The sequence below is a fragment of the Enterobacter sp. V89_11 genome, from assembly GCF_029967775.1.
Lineage (GTDB): Bacteria > Pseudomonadota > Gammaproteobacteria > Enterobacterales > Enterobacteriaceae > Enterobacter > Enterobacter ludwigii.
This window is the reverse complement of the sequence record NZ_JASCAN010000012.1, coordinates 57,854-72,277: the sequence shown is the minus strand read 5'-3', so window position 1 is coordinate 72,277 and position 14,424 is coordinate 57,854. Positions and strand designations below refer to the sequence as shown.

Below are 14,424 nucleotides of genomic sequence, written 5' to 3'. Positions count from 1 at the left end.
GAGGGCCGTCACAAATAACTACAGGCCTGGCGGGAATTTAACTTAAGGAAATAGCGGGTCTTTTTGCACTTATTCACAGCAATAGTTCGTTCCTGTTTGGGAGATAACAGACAGGGGTTATTTAATAACAGACTATAAGACGAGCATACTGTGAAAAAACATTTTAAATTTTCGGTGGTTAGCATCGCTGTCTCCTTGTTTATGGCAAATCAGGCGGGAGCAGCCAATACCTGGACAGAATCACGTAGCGACGCCATGGGGGGCACGGGTGTCGCGGCCGGAAACTATGGCAGCGGGGCGTTAATCAACCCTGCGCTACTGGCGAAGGCGAAACCGGACGACGATGTGACGGTCATTTTACCGTCCGCTGGCGTGCAGGTGACCGATGAGGACAATCTTCAGGATGAGATTGATACCATCAATGATAAAATCAACCATTACAAAGACGTGGTTGATAACCTTACACCGATTGAGATCATTACCAACCCGTTAGGTTCCATCAACCAGTTCCAGGGCGCGGCGAAAGATCTCGCCGATGAGCTGGATTATCTCAAGGGCAAAACGGCACGCGCCACGGCGGGTGCGGGGATAGCCGTCAGTATTCCTAACGATGTCCTTTCCGTGGCCTTTATGGCTAAAGGCTATGCCCACGGACGCGTCAGTTCTTCTATTGATCAGCAAGATATTGATTACCTGCGCGGTATTCAACGCAGCGATGCGGTGGCTGCCGGCGTTGCACTGGACGCTGCGCTGAACGGCACCGATCAAATCACGAAAAACCTCAACTCAACGGCGTCTGGCCGGGCGGCAATTGTCTCCGACTATGGTATCGCGGTGGCGCGTCAGTTCGAGCTTGGCGGTGTTCCGGTGTCTGTTGGCGTGACTCCAAAACTGCAAAAGACCTGGGTCTATAACTACACCACCTCCATTTACGATTATGACAGCAACAAGTGGAACGACAGTCGCTACCGTACTGACGACACCGGCTTTAACGTTGATGCCGGTATCGCGGCCGATTTTGGTGAGCACTGGACGGTCGGCGTGAGCGGGCAAAACCTGATGTCACGCGATATCGACACCAAAGACATTCGCATCCGCAACGGGCGCACGGGGGAGGTGGTGAGCTATAAAGATACCTACCAGATCCGCCCTCTGGTTACCGCGGGTGCCGCCTGGCATAACGATCTGGTGACGTTAACCGCCGATGGCGATCTGACGGAAACCAAAGGCTTCAAAAGCGAAGACACTTCTCAGTATGTTGGCGTAGGCGCCGAAGTGACGCCGCTGAACTGGCTGGCGGTGCGTGCGGGTTTCCGTGCTGACATGAAAGGTAACGACAGCAATGTCTTTACTGGCGGTGTCGGTTTTGCACCGTTTAACACGGTCCATGTCGACCTGATGGGCCTGTACGGTGAAGACGAGACCTGGGGCGCAGGCGCCCAGCTGAGCATGACCTTCTAAAGTGCACCGGAGGCGCTGCGCCTCCGGCTTTTCTTTGTGCTATAGTAGCGCCCCCTTTTCACCAGATGCTTAAAACTTCGCCATGTCGTCAGAATTACAGACTGCTTTCCCTGCACACCGTTTCTCCATTGCGCCGATGCTCGACTGGACGGACAGACACTGTCGCTACTTCCTGCGTCAGCTCTCCCGCCATACGCTGCTGTACACCGAAATGGTGACCACCGGAGCAATTATTCACGGAAAGGGCGACTATCTGGCCTACAGCGAAGAAGAGCATCCGGTTGCGCTGCAGCTTGGCGGTAGCGATCCCGCTGCGCTGGCGCAGTGTGCGAAGCTTGCAGAAGCGCGCGGCTATGACGAGATTAACCTTAACGTTGGCTGTCCGTCTGATCGTGTGCAGAACGGCATGTTCGGCGCGTGTCTGATGGGCAATGCATCGCTGGTGGCAGACTGCATCAAGGCGATGCGCGATGTGGTTTCCATTCCGGTGACGGTCAAGACCCGTATCGGCATTGACGACCAGGACAGCTACGAATTTCTCTGCGATTTTATCAATACGGTCTCCGGGAAAGGCGAGTGCGAGATGTTTATCATCCATGCGCGTAAAGCCTGGCTCTCCGGACTTAGCCCGAAAGAGAACCGTGAAATCCCGCCGCTGGACTACCCGCGCGTGTACCAGCTAAAACGTGACTTCCCGCAGCTCACGATGTCGATCAACGGCGGCATTACGTCGCTGGAAGAGGCCAAAACACACCTGGAGCATATGGATGGCGTAATGGTCGGGCGAGAGGCGTATCAAAATCCAGGCATTCTGGCGACGGTCGACAGGGAAATCTTTGGCGTTCAAGGCGCAGATACCGACCCGGTGGCCGTGGTACGCGCCATGTATCCCTACATTGAGCGTGAGCTGAGTAACGGGACGTATCTTGGTCATATCACCCGTCATATGCTGGGCCTGTTCCAGGGGATCCCGGGAGCACGCCAGTGGCGTCGCTACCTTAGCGAGAACGCGCACAAAGCCGGTGCAGACATCGAGGTGCTGGAACACGCGCTACGTCTGGTCGCTGATAAGCGATAATTTTCGCTAAAAGATCGTCAAATTCACCACGCCTCGCACACCCGTGCGGGGCGTTTTTCTTTAAGAACAGCGGGTTATGGTTGGCATGATTCTTGTAATGATCGCGGTATCATTCGGGAACGCGTGGGAGAGCACCATGTTAGAACTACTTTTTGTGATTGGCTTTTTTGTCATGCTGATGATGACGGGGATTTCCCTGCTCGGGATTCTGGCGGCTATCGTCGTGGCGACGGTGGTCATGTTTATCGGGGGATTATTTGCCCTGACGCTGAAGCTCCTGCCGTGGCTGCTGCTGGCCATTGCCGTGGTGTGGGTAATACGGGCGATTAAATCACCAAAACTGCCCACTTATCAGCGCAATAACCGTTTTCGTTACTAAGGTATTGAGGTGTTCGTCACATACCTGCAACTTTTCCAGCAGCATTGCTTAGAACAGAATAGGATTTACTTATCGAATCTGTCACTATGACTGCCGCTAAAGAATTCATCGAGCTGTACCCTACATACAGCCGAACTAAAAAAAGAAAGGGCTTCCCACGGGAAGCCCAATTTCTTTTTAGGGGTCAGGGAATTAACAGACTTGAACCCTGTGTCGCTCTGCTCTCCAGCACCTCATGTGCTCGCCTGGCATCGGTTAGCGCGTATTTCTGCGCCTCCGCCACATCCACTTTAATCACGCCGCTGGCGATCAGCGAAAAGAGCTCGTTGCTGGCCTCGATCAGCTCTTCCCGGTTAGTGATATACCCCTGCAGGGAAGGGCGAGTCACATACAGCGACCCTTTCTGGTTGAGAATGCCAAGATTAATGCCGGTCACAGCGCCCGAGGCGTTGCCGAAGCTCACCATCAGCCCGCGACGCTGCAGACAATCCAGCGACGCCTCCCAGGTATCTTTACCCACCGAGTCATAAACCACGCGCACCTTTTTGCCGTTGGTTATCTCTTTGAGGCGCTCAGCAATGCTCTCTTCACGGTAGTTAATCACCTGCCAGGCGCCGGCCTGAAGCGCGCGCTGGGCTTTTTGTGCACTGCCCACCGTACCGATAAGTTTTGCACCGAGCGCTTTGGCCCACTGACAGGCGATCAGCCCCACGCCGCCCGCCGCGGCATGAAACAGGAACTGCTCGTCAGGTTTGATCTCATAGGTTTTGCGCAGCAGATAATAGACCGTTAGCCCTTTCAGGAATGAGGCGGCCGCTTGTTCAAACGAGATGGCATTTGGCAGAAGGGCGGCTTTATCGGCCGGCACGTTGTGCACGGAACTGTAGGCACCCAGCGCGGATTGCGCGTACACCACGCGATCGCCCTCTTTAATATGCTTAACGGCACTGCCCACTTTGAGCACGACGCCTGCCGCTTCCGTTCCCAGTCCGCTTGGCATGGAGGGAGGCGGATAGAGACCGCCGCGAATATACGTGTCGATGTAGTTAATGCCGATGGCTTTGTTTTCAACCTGAACTTCGTTTTCACCAGGCGCTGCGGGGGTAAACTCCACCGCGTTTAACACTTCTGGCCCACCATGTTTCTGGAATTCAATGCGCGTTGCCATGCTCCCTCCGTCAGAAAAATATGGTAATCTTTCGACCCACTCTTTATCTCGGTAACTCCATTCACTATGGCAGGAAACAAACCCTTCAACAAACAGACTGAACCTCGCGAGCGTGATTTCCAGGTCGCAGGATTAAAAGTCCCGCCGCACTCGATTGAAGCGGAACAGTCGGTGTTGGGCGGTTTAATGCTGGATAACGAACGCTGGGACGACGTCGCCGAGCGCGTGGTGTCCGAGGATTTCTATACCCGTCCGCACCGTCATATCTTTACTGAAATGGCACGTCTGCAGGAGTCGGGCAGCCCGATTGACCTTATCACGCTCGCGGAATCGCTGGAGCGTCAGGGGCAACTGGACAGCGTGGGTGGGTTTGCTTACCTGGCGGAACTGTCAAAAAACACGCCAAGTGCGGCGAATATCAGCGCTTATGCCGATATCGTGCGCGAACGTGCAGTTGTTCGTGAGATGATCTCGGTGGCGAATGAGATCGCCGAAGCCGGTTTTGATCCGCAGGGGCGTACCAGCGAAGACCTGCTTGATCTCGCCGAGTCCCGCGTCTTTAAAATCGCGGAAAGCCGGGCAAATAAAGACGAAGGCCCGAAGAATATTGCTGATGTGCTTGATGCTACCGTCGCGCGTATTGAGCAACTGTTCCAGCAGCCGCACGACGGTGTCACCGGCGTGAACACCGGCTATGACGATCTCAATAAGAAAACCGCGGGTCTGCAGCCGTCGGATTTGATTATCGTCGCGGCGCGTCCCTCCATGGGTAAAACGACATTTGCGATGAACCTCGTCGAAAATGCGGCGATGTTGCAGGACAAGCCGGTTCTTATCTTCAGTCTTGAGATGCCATCAGAACAGATCATGATGCGTTCTCTGGCGTCGCTGTCGCGCGTGGATCAGACCCGTATCCGTACCGGCCAGCTCGACGATGAGGACTGGGCGCGTATCTCCGGCACCATGGGTATCCTGCTGGAAAAACGGAATATTTATATCGATGACTCCTCCGGCCTGACGCCGACGGAAGTGCGCTCCCGTGCGCGCCGTATCGCCCGTGAACATGGCGGCATTGGCCTTATCATGATTGACTACCTTCAGCTGATGCGCGTGCCGTCGCTGTCCGACAACCGTACGCTGGAAATCGCGGAGATTTCCCGCTCGCTCAAGGCGTTAGCCAAAGAGTTGCATGTGCCCGTGGTGGCGCTGTCACAGCTTAACCGCTCCCTGGAACAACGTGCTGATAAGCGCCCGGTCAACTCCGACCTGCGTGAATCGGGCTCCATCGAGCAGGATGCCGACTTAATCATGTTTATCTACCGTGATGAGGTTTATCACGAGAACAGCGACCTGAAAGGGATCGCCGAAATTATTATTGGTAAACAACGTAACGGCCCTATCGGTACGGTACGTCTGACCTTTAACGGACAGTGGTCGCGTTTCGACAACTACGCCGGTCCTCAATATGATGATGAGTAATTTCTAAGGAATTCAAATGCAAGCGGCAACTGTAGTCATTAACCGCCGCGCTCTGCGACACAACCTGCAACGTCTGCGTGAACTGGCTCCCGCCAGTAAACTCGTTGCAGTCGTGAAAGCGAACGCTTACGGACACGGTCTTATTGAGACCGCGCGAACGCTCCCCGATGCCGACGCCTTTGGCGTCGCCCGTCTTGAAGAAGCCATCCGCCTGCGCGCGGGCGGGATCACTCAACCGATTTTGCTGCTGGAAGGCTTTTTTGAAGCGGCAGATCTGCCGACCATTGCTGACCAGCATCTGCACACCGCGGTACATAACGAAGAACAACTCGCGGCGCTGGAAACCGCCGAGCTGAGTGAGCCGGTCACCGTCTGGATGAAGCTCGATACCGGCATGCACCGTCTGGGCGTGCGCCCGGAAAAGGCGGACGCGTTTTATCAGCGTCTGTGTCAGTGCAAAAACGTCCGTCAGCCGGTGAATATCGTGAGCCACTTTGCCCGTGCCGATGAACCCGAGTGTGGCGCGACCGAGCAGCAGCTGGATATTTTTAATACTTTCTGCGAAGGCAAACCAGGAATGCGCTCCATTGCCGCGTCTGGCGGTATTTTGCTGTGGCCGCAGTCGCACTTCGACTGGGCGCGTCCAGGCATTATTCTTTACGGCGTCTCTCCGCTGGAGAACAGACCCTGGGGGCCGGATTTTGGTTTCCAGCCGGTGATGTCCCTTGTGTCTAACCTGATTGCCGTGCGCGATCACAAAGCGGGTGAGCCCGTGGGCTACGGCGGAACGTGGACCAGCGAGCGCGACACACGCCTTGGCGTGGTGGCGATGGGCTATGGCGATGGTTATCCTCGCGCCGCGCCGTCCGGCACGCCGGTACTGGTCAATGGCCGTGAAGCGAACATCGTGGGCCGCGTGGCGATGGACATGATCTGTATTGACCTCGGGCCAGATGCACAGGACAAACCGGGTGATGACGTGGTGATGTGGGGTGAGGGTTTACCTGTTGAACGCATCGCTGAAATCACAAAAGTGAGTGCTTACGAACTTATCACGCGCCTGACATCAAGGGTTGCGATGAAGTACATCGACTAACAGACCTTTCCAGGGAGGGGTAATGTCACCATCCGAAATGGCCGCTTGTCTGGCTTATGCCCTCTCGGTCTGGCTGGCTGCCAGAAACAGTATTCACACGTGGTGGATAGGCATCATCGGCAGTGGGCTTTATGGCTGGGTCTTTTATTCGGTTCAGCTTTACGCTGACGTTACCCTGCAGCTCTTTTTCATCATCACCAGCATCACCGGCTGGGTGCACTGGCTCAAAGGTCATCGCGGGGAGGTATTGCCCGTTCGGCGTACCCCGCCCAGACATTTCTTCATCCTGCTCGCCTGCGCCCTGCTGGTGGCCGCGGGTTATGGCCTGATCTTGCATCGCTACACTAACGCCTGGGCCCCCTGGGTGGACTCCGTTATTTTGACATTTAGCGTGCTTGCACAGTTTATGTTAATGGGGCGACGCCTGGAGAACTGGTACGTCTGGCTGGCTGTAAACACGCTGGCGGTCCCGTTATATGCGATGAGAGATCTGCATTTGACCGCGGGTTTATATCTGGTGTTTTGGTTTAATGCCTGGCACGGTTTATATCAGTGGCGTAAGGAGATTCGCGCCCAGTGAAGCCTTATCGCGACGGTCTGGTTGTGGGCAAATTCGCGCCATTACACGTGGGGCATGAAGCGCTGATAAATGCTGCGCTGGCCCAGTGTGAGACGGTCTATATCATCAGTTATTCGCGTCCGGAAATTCCGGGTTATGACCCCGACAAGCGCCTTCACTGGTTAAGCGCGCGCTTCCCGCAATGTCATCACCTTGTGCTCACGCCGGAGGTCATCGCGACCCATGCGCTTGAATCACCGCCGAATAATGATGCGGATGCCGATCTTCACCGGCATTACGTGGCAACGCTGTGTGAAAAAATACTTCACTGCCAGCCGCAGGCCGTATTTACCGCCGAAGACTACGGCGACGGATTTGCGGCGGTGTTAAGCCAGCGTTTTGGCAAGCAGGTTACGCATGTCCGCCTCCAGCGTCCGAAAGGGCCTGATGCGCCCTCGGGAACCCTGATACGTTCTGACGTCCATCGCTACCGCACGATGATGTCCCCGGAGGTCTACCGTAGCTTTGTCTTTCGGATTTGTTTATTGGGGGGCGAATCGACAGGAAAAAGCACGCTTTCCCGCGCACTGGCGACGACGCTCAACGCCCCATTTGTCGCCGAGTTTGGCCGAGAATATTGGGAAGAGAAGAATGGCGTGCTGGGATGCGACGATCTGCTGCATATTGCCCGCGAGCAGGTGCGTCGTGAAGCGATGGCCAGCACGGCTCCCTTCCTGGTTTGCGATACCTCGCCCTTAACCACGCTGTTTTATATGCTCGACCAGTTTGGCAGCGCGCCACGCGAGCTAGAGGAATTAGCCGGGCGTGCATATTCTCTGGTGGTGCTCTGTGGCGATGAGTTTCCTTTTGTTCAGGATGGTACCCGTCAGGGGGCTGCATTCCGCCAGCGACAACAGGCATGGTACATCCGCGCGTTAACAGACAGAAATATCCCCTATCTGTCTGTTTCTGGTTCGCTCGCTGAACGCATTGAACAGATTCGACGACATCTGCAGGAACGGATCTGATATCGCTCTCGATCTTCTGTCATATCCGGTTTATTGTTGAAATCCCTGCCTCATCGAATTCCGGAGAATCATCGCGTGTTTCAGAAAGTTGACGCCTATGCCGGCGACCCTATTCTCTCCTTAATGGAGCGTTTCAAAGAAGATCCTCGCAGCGACAAAGTCAACCTCAGTATTGGTTTGTATTACAACGAGGAGGGCATTATTCCTCAGCTGCAAGCCGTGGCAGAAGCGGAAGCGCGTCTTAACGCCGTCCCGCACGGGGCCTCGCTCTATCTGCCAATGGAAGGGTTAAACAGCTACCGCAACACCATTGCGCCGCTGCTGTTTGGTGCCGATCACGCCGTGCTGACACAAAAACGGGTGGCGACCATCCAGACGCTGGGTGGCTCGGGCGCATTAAAAGTTGGCGCTGACTTTCTGAAAAAATACTTCCCGGATTCTGGCGTGTGGGTCAGTGACCCGACGTGGGAAAACCACGTGGCGATTTTTGAGGGCGCAGGCTTTACGGTGCAGACCTATCCGTGGTTTGACAGCGAAACCAACGGCGTGCGCGTTGACGCGCTGCTGGAAAAACTGAATACGCTGCCGGAGCGCAGTATTGTTCTGCTGCATCCGTGCTGCCATAACCCGACCGGTGCAGACCTGACTAATGCCCAGTGGGATGCGGTAATCGACGTGCTGAAGACGCGTAACCTGATCCCCTTCCTCGACATCGCCTATCAGGGCTTTGGCGCGGGCATGGAAGAAGATGCCTACGCTATCCGCGCCGTTGCCAGCGCCGGACTGCCTGCGCTGGTCAGCAACTCGTTCTCAAAAATCTTCTCTCTGTACGGTGAGCGCGTCGGCGGCCTGTCAGTGGTCTGTGAGGACGCTGAAGCGGCCGGGCGAGTACTCGGACAGCTGAAGGCGACCGTGCGCCGCATTTACTCCAGCCCGCCAAACTTTGGTGCGCAGGTAGTCGCCACGGTACTGGGTGACGATCGGCTGAAAGCGTCGTGGCTCGCCGAAGTGGAATCTATGCGCAAGCGCATCCTGACGATGCGTCAGGAGCTGGTCGACGTGCTGAAAGAGGCCGTCCCAGGGCATAATTTTGACTATCTGCTTAAGCAGCGCGGGATGTTCAGCTACACCGGCCTCAGCGCGGCTCAGGTCGATCGCCTGCGTGAAGAGTTCGGCGTCTACCTGATTTCCAGCGGCCGTATGTGCGTGGCGGGGCTTAATGCCAGCAACGTTCATCGTGTTGCGCAGGCGTTTGCTGCAGTGATGTAAGCACTCACTATCATCCCTCTCTCCCTGCGGGAGAGGGCCGAGTGAGAGCATCAGGACGCACAAAAATCTTGCCCGGTGGCGCTGCGCCTACCGGGCCTTCAGACCTCATCCGCGCTTTGTGATCTTCTTCTTTTTATTCAGCTTCATAAGTAAAAACTCCTTTCCTTCATCTCCCCCCGGGGTTATGGTCGGATAGTTTTTTGACCATTCACTCAAAATAAAACGATAACAAACTGAATATTCAGGGGAAAACATGCGCAAGATCACACTGGCGCTCAGCGCCGCCTGCTTATTGTTCTCGCTAAATAGTGCCGTCGTCGCGCGCGCTTCCGCACCGACGCCGCTTTACACCGGCACAACAGCCGCCATGCTTGCGGAGCAGGCACCTGTTCACTGGGTATCCGTAGCCCAAATCGAAAATAGCCTGTTAGGGCGCCCGCCAATGGCTGTAGGCTTTGATATCGACGATACGGTCCTGTTTTCCAGCCCGGGATTCTGGCGGGGCAAAAAAACCTACTCACCGGACAGCGAAGCGTATCTGAAGAACCCCGAGTTCTGGGAAAAGATGAATAACGGCTGGGATGAGTTCAGCATTCCTAAAGAGGTGGCGCGCGCGCTTATCGCCATGCACGTTAAACGCGGTGACAGCATTTACTTTGTGACCGGACGCAGCCAGACCAAAACCGAAACCGTCTCTAAAACGCTGCAGGATGATTTTCAGATCCCGGCTTCCAGCATGAATCCGGTTATTTTTGCCGGCGACAAACCCGGCCAAAACACCAAAACCCAATGGCTGGAACAGAAGAACATCAAAGTCTTCTATGGCGATTCAGATAACGATATCACCGCCGCGCATGACGTCGGAGCCAGAGGGATCAGGGTGTTACGCGCCTCAAACTCTACGTATCGACCGTTGCCCATGGCCGGAAAGTTTGGCGAAGAAGTGATTGTTAATTCTGAGTATTAACCGCCGGGCGGCGAGGTTGCCTCTTTTTTAATCAAATCTCGCCGCTGTGGGTTTTACCTTTCGCTTTCTTGCTGCACACTTAGAAAGATTCATCTTTCATAACGGAGCAGCACATGTGGTATCAACAGACCCTGACCTTAAGCGCGAAACCTCGTGGATTTCATCTGGTGACTGATGAAGTCATTGGGCAAATTCGCGACCTCTCGCGCATCAGGACGGGGTTACTGCATCTGCTGCTTCAGCACACGTCAGCCTCTCTCACGCTTAATGAAAATTGCGATCCCACCGTCCGGTCTGACATGGAGCAGCATTTTCTCAAAACCGTTCCGGACAACGCCCCTTATGAACACGACTATGAGGGAGCAGATGACATGCCGTCGCATATCAAATCCTCTCTGCTGGGCGTATCGCTGATGCTGCCGGTGCACAATGGTCGGTTACTGCTGGGAACGTGGCAAGGGATCTGGCTGGGAGAACATCGTATTCACGGTGGTTCGCGTAAAATTATCGCAACGCTACAAGGGGAATAAAGATGACAATTTCGGAGCTACTTCAGTACTGCATGAGTAAACCTGGCGCGGAGCAGAGCGTTCACAGCGACTGGAAAGCCACGCAGATTAAAGTGGGGGATATTCTGTTTGCGATGGTGAAAGAGGTTGAGGGTCGCCCGGCGGCGTCGCTGAAAACCAGCCCGGAACTGGCGGAGCTGTTACGCCAGCAGCACCATGACGTCCGGCCAAGCAAGCATCTCAACAAAGCGCACTGGAGCACCGTTTATCTCGACGGTTCACTGCCGGGTTCGCAAATTTATTATCTGGTGGACGCGTCTTATCAGCAGGCGGTAGAGCTGCTGCCGGAAGCGACCCGACAGCAACTCTCCGTGTGACAATTACAGCAACGGTTTGAGGAAGCGCGCGGTGTGCGAGGCTTCGCACTCTGCAACGGTCTCTGGCGTACCGGAGACGAGGATTTCACCGCCGCCGCTGCCGCCTTCCGGGCCGAGATCGACAATCCAGTCCGCGGTTTTAATCACGTCCAGGTTGTGTTCAATGACCACAATCGTGTTGCCCTGATCGCGAAGCTGATGCAGAACATCAAGCAGCTGCTGGATATCGGCAAAGTGCAGACCGGTGGTCGGCTCATCGAGAATGTACAGCGTCTGGCCGGTACCGCGTTTGGAGAGCTCACGCGCCAGCTTCACGCGCTGTGCTTCACCGCCAGACAGCGTGGTGGCAGACTGCCCCAGACGAATATAGGTCAGGCCCACATCCATCAGCGTCTGCAGCTTACGCGCCAGCGCAGGGACCGCGTCAAAGAACTCACGCGCCTCTTCGATGGTCATATCCAGCACTTCGTGTATGGTTTTGCCTTTGTACTTAATTTCCAGCGTTTCGCGGTTATAGCGTTTGCCTTTGCACTGGTCGCACGGCACGTAAATATCCGGCAGGAAGTGCATCTCAACCTTGATAACCCCGTCGCCCTGGCACGCTTCACAGCGTCCGCCGCGCACGTTAAAGCTGAAACGTCCTGGCGTATACCCGCGTGAACGCGCTTCCGGCACACCTGCAAACAGTTCACGTACGGGTGTGAACACGCCCGTATAGGTGGCAGGGTTGGAACGCGGAGTCCGCCCGATTGGACTCTGATCGATATCGATCACTTTATCGAAATGCTCCAGCCCCTGGATGTCAAGGTACGGCGCCGGTTCGGCCAGCGTCGCGCCGTTCAGCTGCGTCTGCGCAATCGGGAACAGCGTATCGTTGATCAGCGTCGACTTACCGGAACCGGATACGCCGGTGATACAGGTAAACAGCCCAACCGGCAGCGTCAGCGTCACATCTTTCAGGTTGTTGCCGCGGGCGCCGGTCAGCTTCAGCACTTTTTCCGGGTTCGCCGGTACACGCTGTTTCGGCACTTCAATCTTGCGCTTGCCGCTCATGTACTGGCCGGTCAATGACTCCGGCACCGCCATAATATCTTTCAGCGTTCCTTCCGCGACCACCTGGCCGCCGTGTACGCCAGCGCCCGGGCCGATATCGATAACGTGGTCAGCGGCGCGGATCGCGTCTTCATCGTGCTCAACCACAATCACCGTGTTACCGAGATTACGCAGGTGGACAAGCGTGCCGAGCAGACGCTCGTTGTCACGCTGGTGCAGGCCGATTGAGGGTTCATCCAGTACATACATCACGCCGACCAGGCCTGCGCCAATCTGGCTCGCGAGGCGGATACGCTGAGCTTCGCCACCGGAGAGGGTCTCTGCGGAGCGGGAAAGCGTCAGGTAATTCAGGCCGACGTTCACCAGGAACTTCAGACGATCGCCGATCTCTTTCAGCACTTTTTCCGCGATTTTGGCGCGCTGGCCGGAGAGCTTCAGGTTGTTGAAGAAGTCCATCGCGTGACCGATGCTCATGTCTGAGATGGTCGGCAGCGCCGTGTTTTCAACAAACACATGGCGAGCTTCACGGCGCAGACGCGTACCTTCACAGGTCGCACAGGAACGGTTGCTGATAAACTTCGCCAGCTCCTCGCGAACCGCGCTGGATTCGGTCTCTTTGTAGCGGCGCTCCATATTGTGCAGCACCCCTTCAAACGGGTGACGGCGCACGGAGGTATCACCGCGATCGTTCATGTACTTGAACTCGATGTTCTCTTTGCCGGAACCGAACAGCACCACTTTGTGCACGTTCGGGTTCAGGCTGGCCCACGGGGCTTCGACGTCGAATTTATAGTGCTCTGCCAGCGACTTCAGCATCTGGAAATAGTAGAAGTTGCGGCGATCCCATCCGCGGATCGCACCGCCAGCCAGCGACAGCTCCGGGTTTTGGATCACCCGGTCCGGGTCAAAATATTGCTGCACGCCCAGCCCGTCACACGTCGGACAGGCGCCCGCCGGGTTGTTGAACGAGAACAGACGCGGCTCCAGCTCGCGCATGCTGTAACCACAAATCGGACAGGCAAAGTTGGCGGAGAAGAGCAGCTCTTCCGCTTTCGGGTTGTCCATATCGGAGACCACGGCCGTACCGCCAGAGAGTTCCAGCGCGGTTTCGAAGGATTCGGCCAGGCGGGTCGCCAGATCGTCACGGACTTTGAAACGGTCAATCACCACTTCGATGGTGTGCTTTTTCTGCAGCTCCAGCTTAGGCGGATCCGACAGGTCACACACTTCGCCGTCGATACGGGCGCGGATATAGCCCTGGCTTGCCAGGTTCTCCAGCGTTTTAGTGTGCTCGCCCTTACGTTCTTTAATGATGGGCGCCAGCAGCATCAGGCGTTTACCTTCCGGCTGCGACAGCACGTTATCCACCATCTGGCTTACGGTCTGCGCGGCCAGCGGGACGTCGTGATCCGGGCAGCGCGGTTCACCCACGCGTGCATACAGCAGACGCAGGTAGTCATGAATTTCGGTAATCGTACCAACCGTTGAACGCGGGTTATGCGAGGTGGATTTCTGCTCAATGGAGATAGCAGGTGATAACCCTTCAATATGGTCTACATCCGGTTTTTCCATTAGTGACAGGAACTGACGTGCGTATGCAGAGAGTGACTCCACGTAACGACGCTGTCCTTCGGCATATAAAGTGTCGAAAGCCAGTGAGGATTTGCCAGACCCCGAAAGCCCGGTCACGACGATGAGTTTGTCGCGAGGGATTATGAGGTTGATATTCTTGAGATTGTGGGTGCGGGCGCCCCGAACTTCGATCTTATCCATTCACCTTTCCCGGTTGGAACACGGATTGCCTGGTTTGTTTGAAGGACAAACGGCTGTCAGAAACGGCTAATTATGACACAAAATGACCTGTTTGAATATACAGTATTGGAATGCATTTTCTGATTCACTGTGTAACAATGTCGAGTTCGCGAGAGATTTCGGAACCGACTACGCAACTATGCAAATTGCAGCGTGGAAATGGTACACTCGCGCGTTTACACTATTAAG

13 protein-coding genes are annotated in these 14,424 nt (G+C 55.5%); 11 read left to right on the top strand and 2 right to left on the bottom strand.

The features are described from left to right. Positions 1-150 precede the first annotated feature (150 nt). From traF to pspG, 3 genes are all read left to right on the top strand, one after another. Positions 151-1,461, top strand: coding sequence for a conjugal transfer protein TraF (gene traF / locus QLG09_RS11270; RefSeq protein ID WP_014168208.1), 1,311 nt, complete (start codon positions 151-153; stop codon positions 1,459-1,461). A gap of 82 nt (positions 1,462-1,543) precedes the next feature. Further along, on the top strand, positions 1,544-2,539 hold the full coding sequence (dusA, locus tag QLG09_RS11265) for a tRNA dihydrouridine(20/20a) synthase DusA (RefSeq protein WP_049022166.1): 996 nt from the start codon (positions 1,544-1,546) through the stop codon (positions 2,537-2,539). Positions 2,540-2,675: 136 nt separating this feature from the next. After that, entirely contained in the window at positions 2,676-2,918 is a 243-nt protein-coding gene (gene pspG / locus QLG09_RS11260) for an envelope stress response protein PspG (RefSeq protein WP_020882842.1), read from the top strand. A 184-nt stretch (positions 2,919-3,102) separates the two neighbouring features. On the opposite strand, the gene QLG09_RS11255 is transcribed toward pspG, so the two are convergent. Then, a complete protein-coding gene (locus QLG09_RS11255; RefSeq protein ID WP_014168211.1) occupies positions 3,103-4,086 on the bottom strand; it encodes a quinone oxidoreductase in 984 nt (327 codons plus the stop codon). Positions 4,087-4,152: 66 nt separating this feature from the next. Between QLG09_RS11255 and dnaB the strand changes: the two genes are divergently transcribed. The 8 genes from dnaB (at position 4,153) to QLG09_RS11215 (ending at position 11,370) form a co-directional block, all read left to right on the top strand. Next, positions 4,153-5,565 carry a replicative DNA helicase gene (gene dnaB / locus QLG09_RS11250; RefSeq protein ID WP_008503375.1) on the top strand — a complete coding sequence of 471 codons (1,413 nt, stop codon included), beginning with the start codon at positions 4,153-4,155 and terminating at the stop codon, positions 5,563-5,565. Positions 5,566-5,581: 16 nt separating this feature from the next. Further along, positions 5,582-6,661, top strand: a complete 1,080-nt coding sequence (alr, locus tag QLG09_RS11245) for an alanine racemase (RefSeq protein WP_014168212.1) — start codon at positions 5,582-5,584, stop codon at positions 6,659-6,661. A 22-nt stretch (positions 6,662-6,683) separates the two neighbouring features. Further along, complete coding sequence (gene pnuC / locus QLG09_RS11240) at positions 6,684-7,241, top strand: nicotinamide riboside transporter PnuC (RefSeq protein ID WP_014168213.1); 558 nt, start codon at positions 6,684-6,686, stop codon at positions 7,239-7,241. Further along, positions 7,238-8,248 (top strand): AAA family ATPase, encoded by a 1,011-nt coding sequence (locus tag QLG09_RS11235; protein ID WP_049022168.1) that lies wholly within the window; start codon positions 7,238-7,240, stop codon positions 8,246-8,248. Before pnuC ends, QLG09_RS11235 begins: the two co-directional genes overlap by 4 nt. 75 nt (positions 8,249-8,323) lie before the next feature. Continuing rightward, complete coding sequence (gene tyrB / locus QLG09_RS11230; protein ID WP_032679391.1) at positions 8,324-9,517, top strand: aromatic amino acid transaminase; 1,194 nt, start codon at positions 8,324-8,326, stop codon at positions 9,515-9,517. 253 nt (positions 9,518-9,770) lie between these two features. After that, positions 9,771-10,484, top strand: coding sequence for an acid phosphatase AphA (gene aphA / locus QLG09_RS11225; protein WP_014168217.1), 714 nt, complete (start codon positions 9,771-9,773; stop codon positions 10,482-10,484). Positions 10,485-10,597: 113 nt separating this feature from the next. Next, on the top strand, positions 10,598-11,014 hold the full coding sequence (locus QLG09_RS11220; protein WP_014168218.1) for a secondary thiamine-phosphate synthase enzyme YjbQ: 417 nt from the start codon (positions 10,598-10,600) through the stop codon (positions 11,012-11,014). A 2-nt stretch (positions 11,015-11,016) separates the two neighbouring features. Continuing rightward, positions 11,017-11,370, top strand: coding sequence for an MmcQ/YjbR family DNA-binding protein (locus QLG09_RS11215; protein ID WP_014168219.1), 354 nt, complete (start codon positions 11,017-11,019; stop codon positions 11,368-11,370). A gap of 3 nt (positions 11,371-11,373) precedes the next feature. Here the strand turns inward: QLG09_RS11215 and uvrA are convergent, their stop codons facing one another. Then, on the bottom strand, positions 11,374-14,196 hold the full coding sequence (gene uvrA, locus QLG09_RS11210; protein ID WP_049022171.1) for an excinuclease ABC subunit UvrA: 2,823 nt from the start codon (positions 14,194-14,196) through the stop codon (positions 11,374-11,376). Positions 14,197-14,424: the final 228 nt, after the last annotated feature.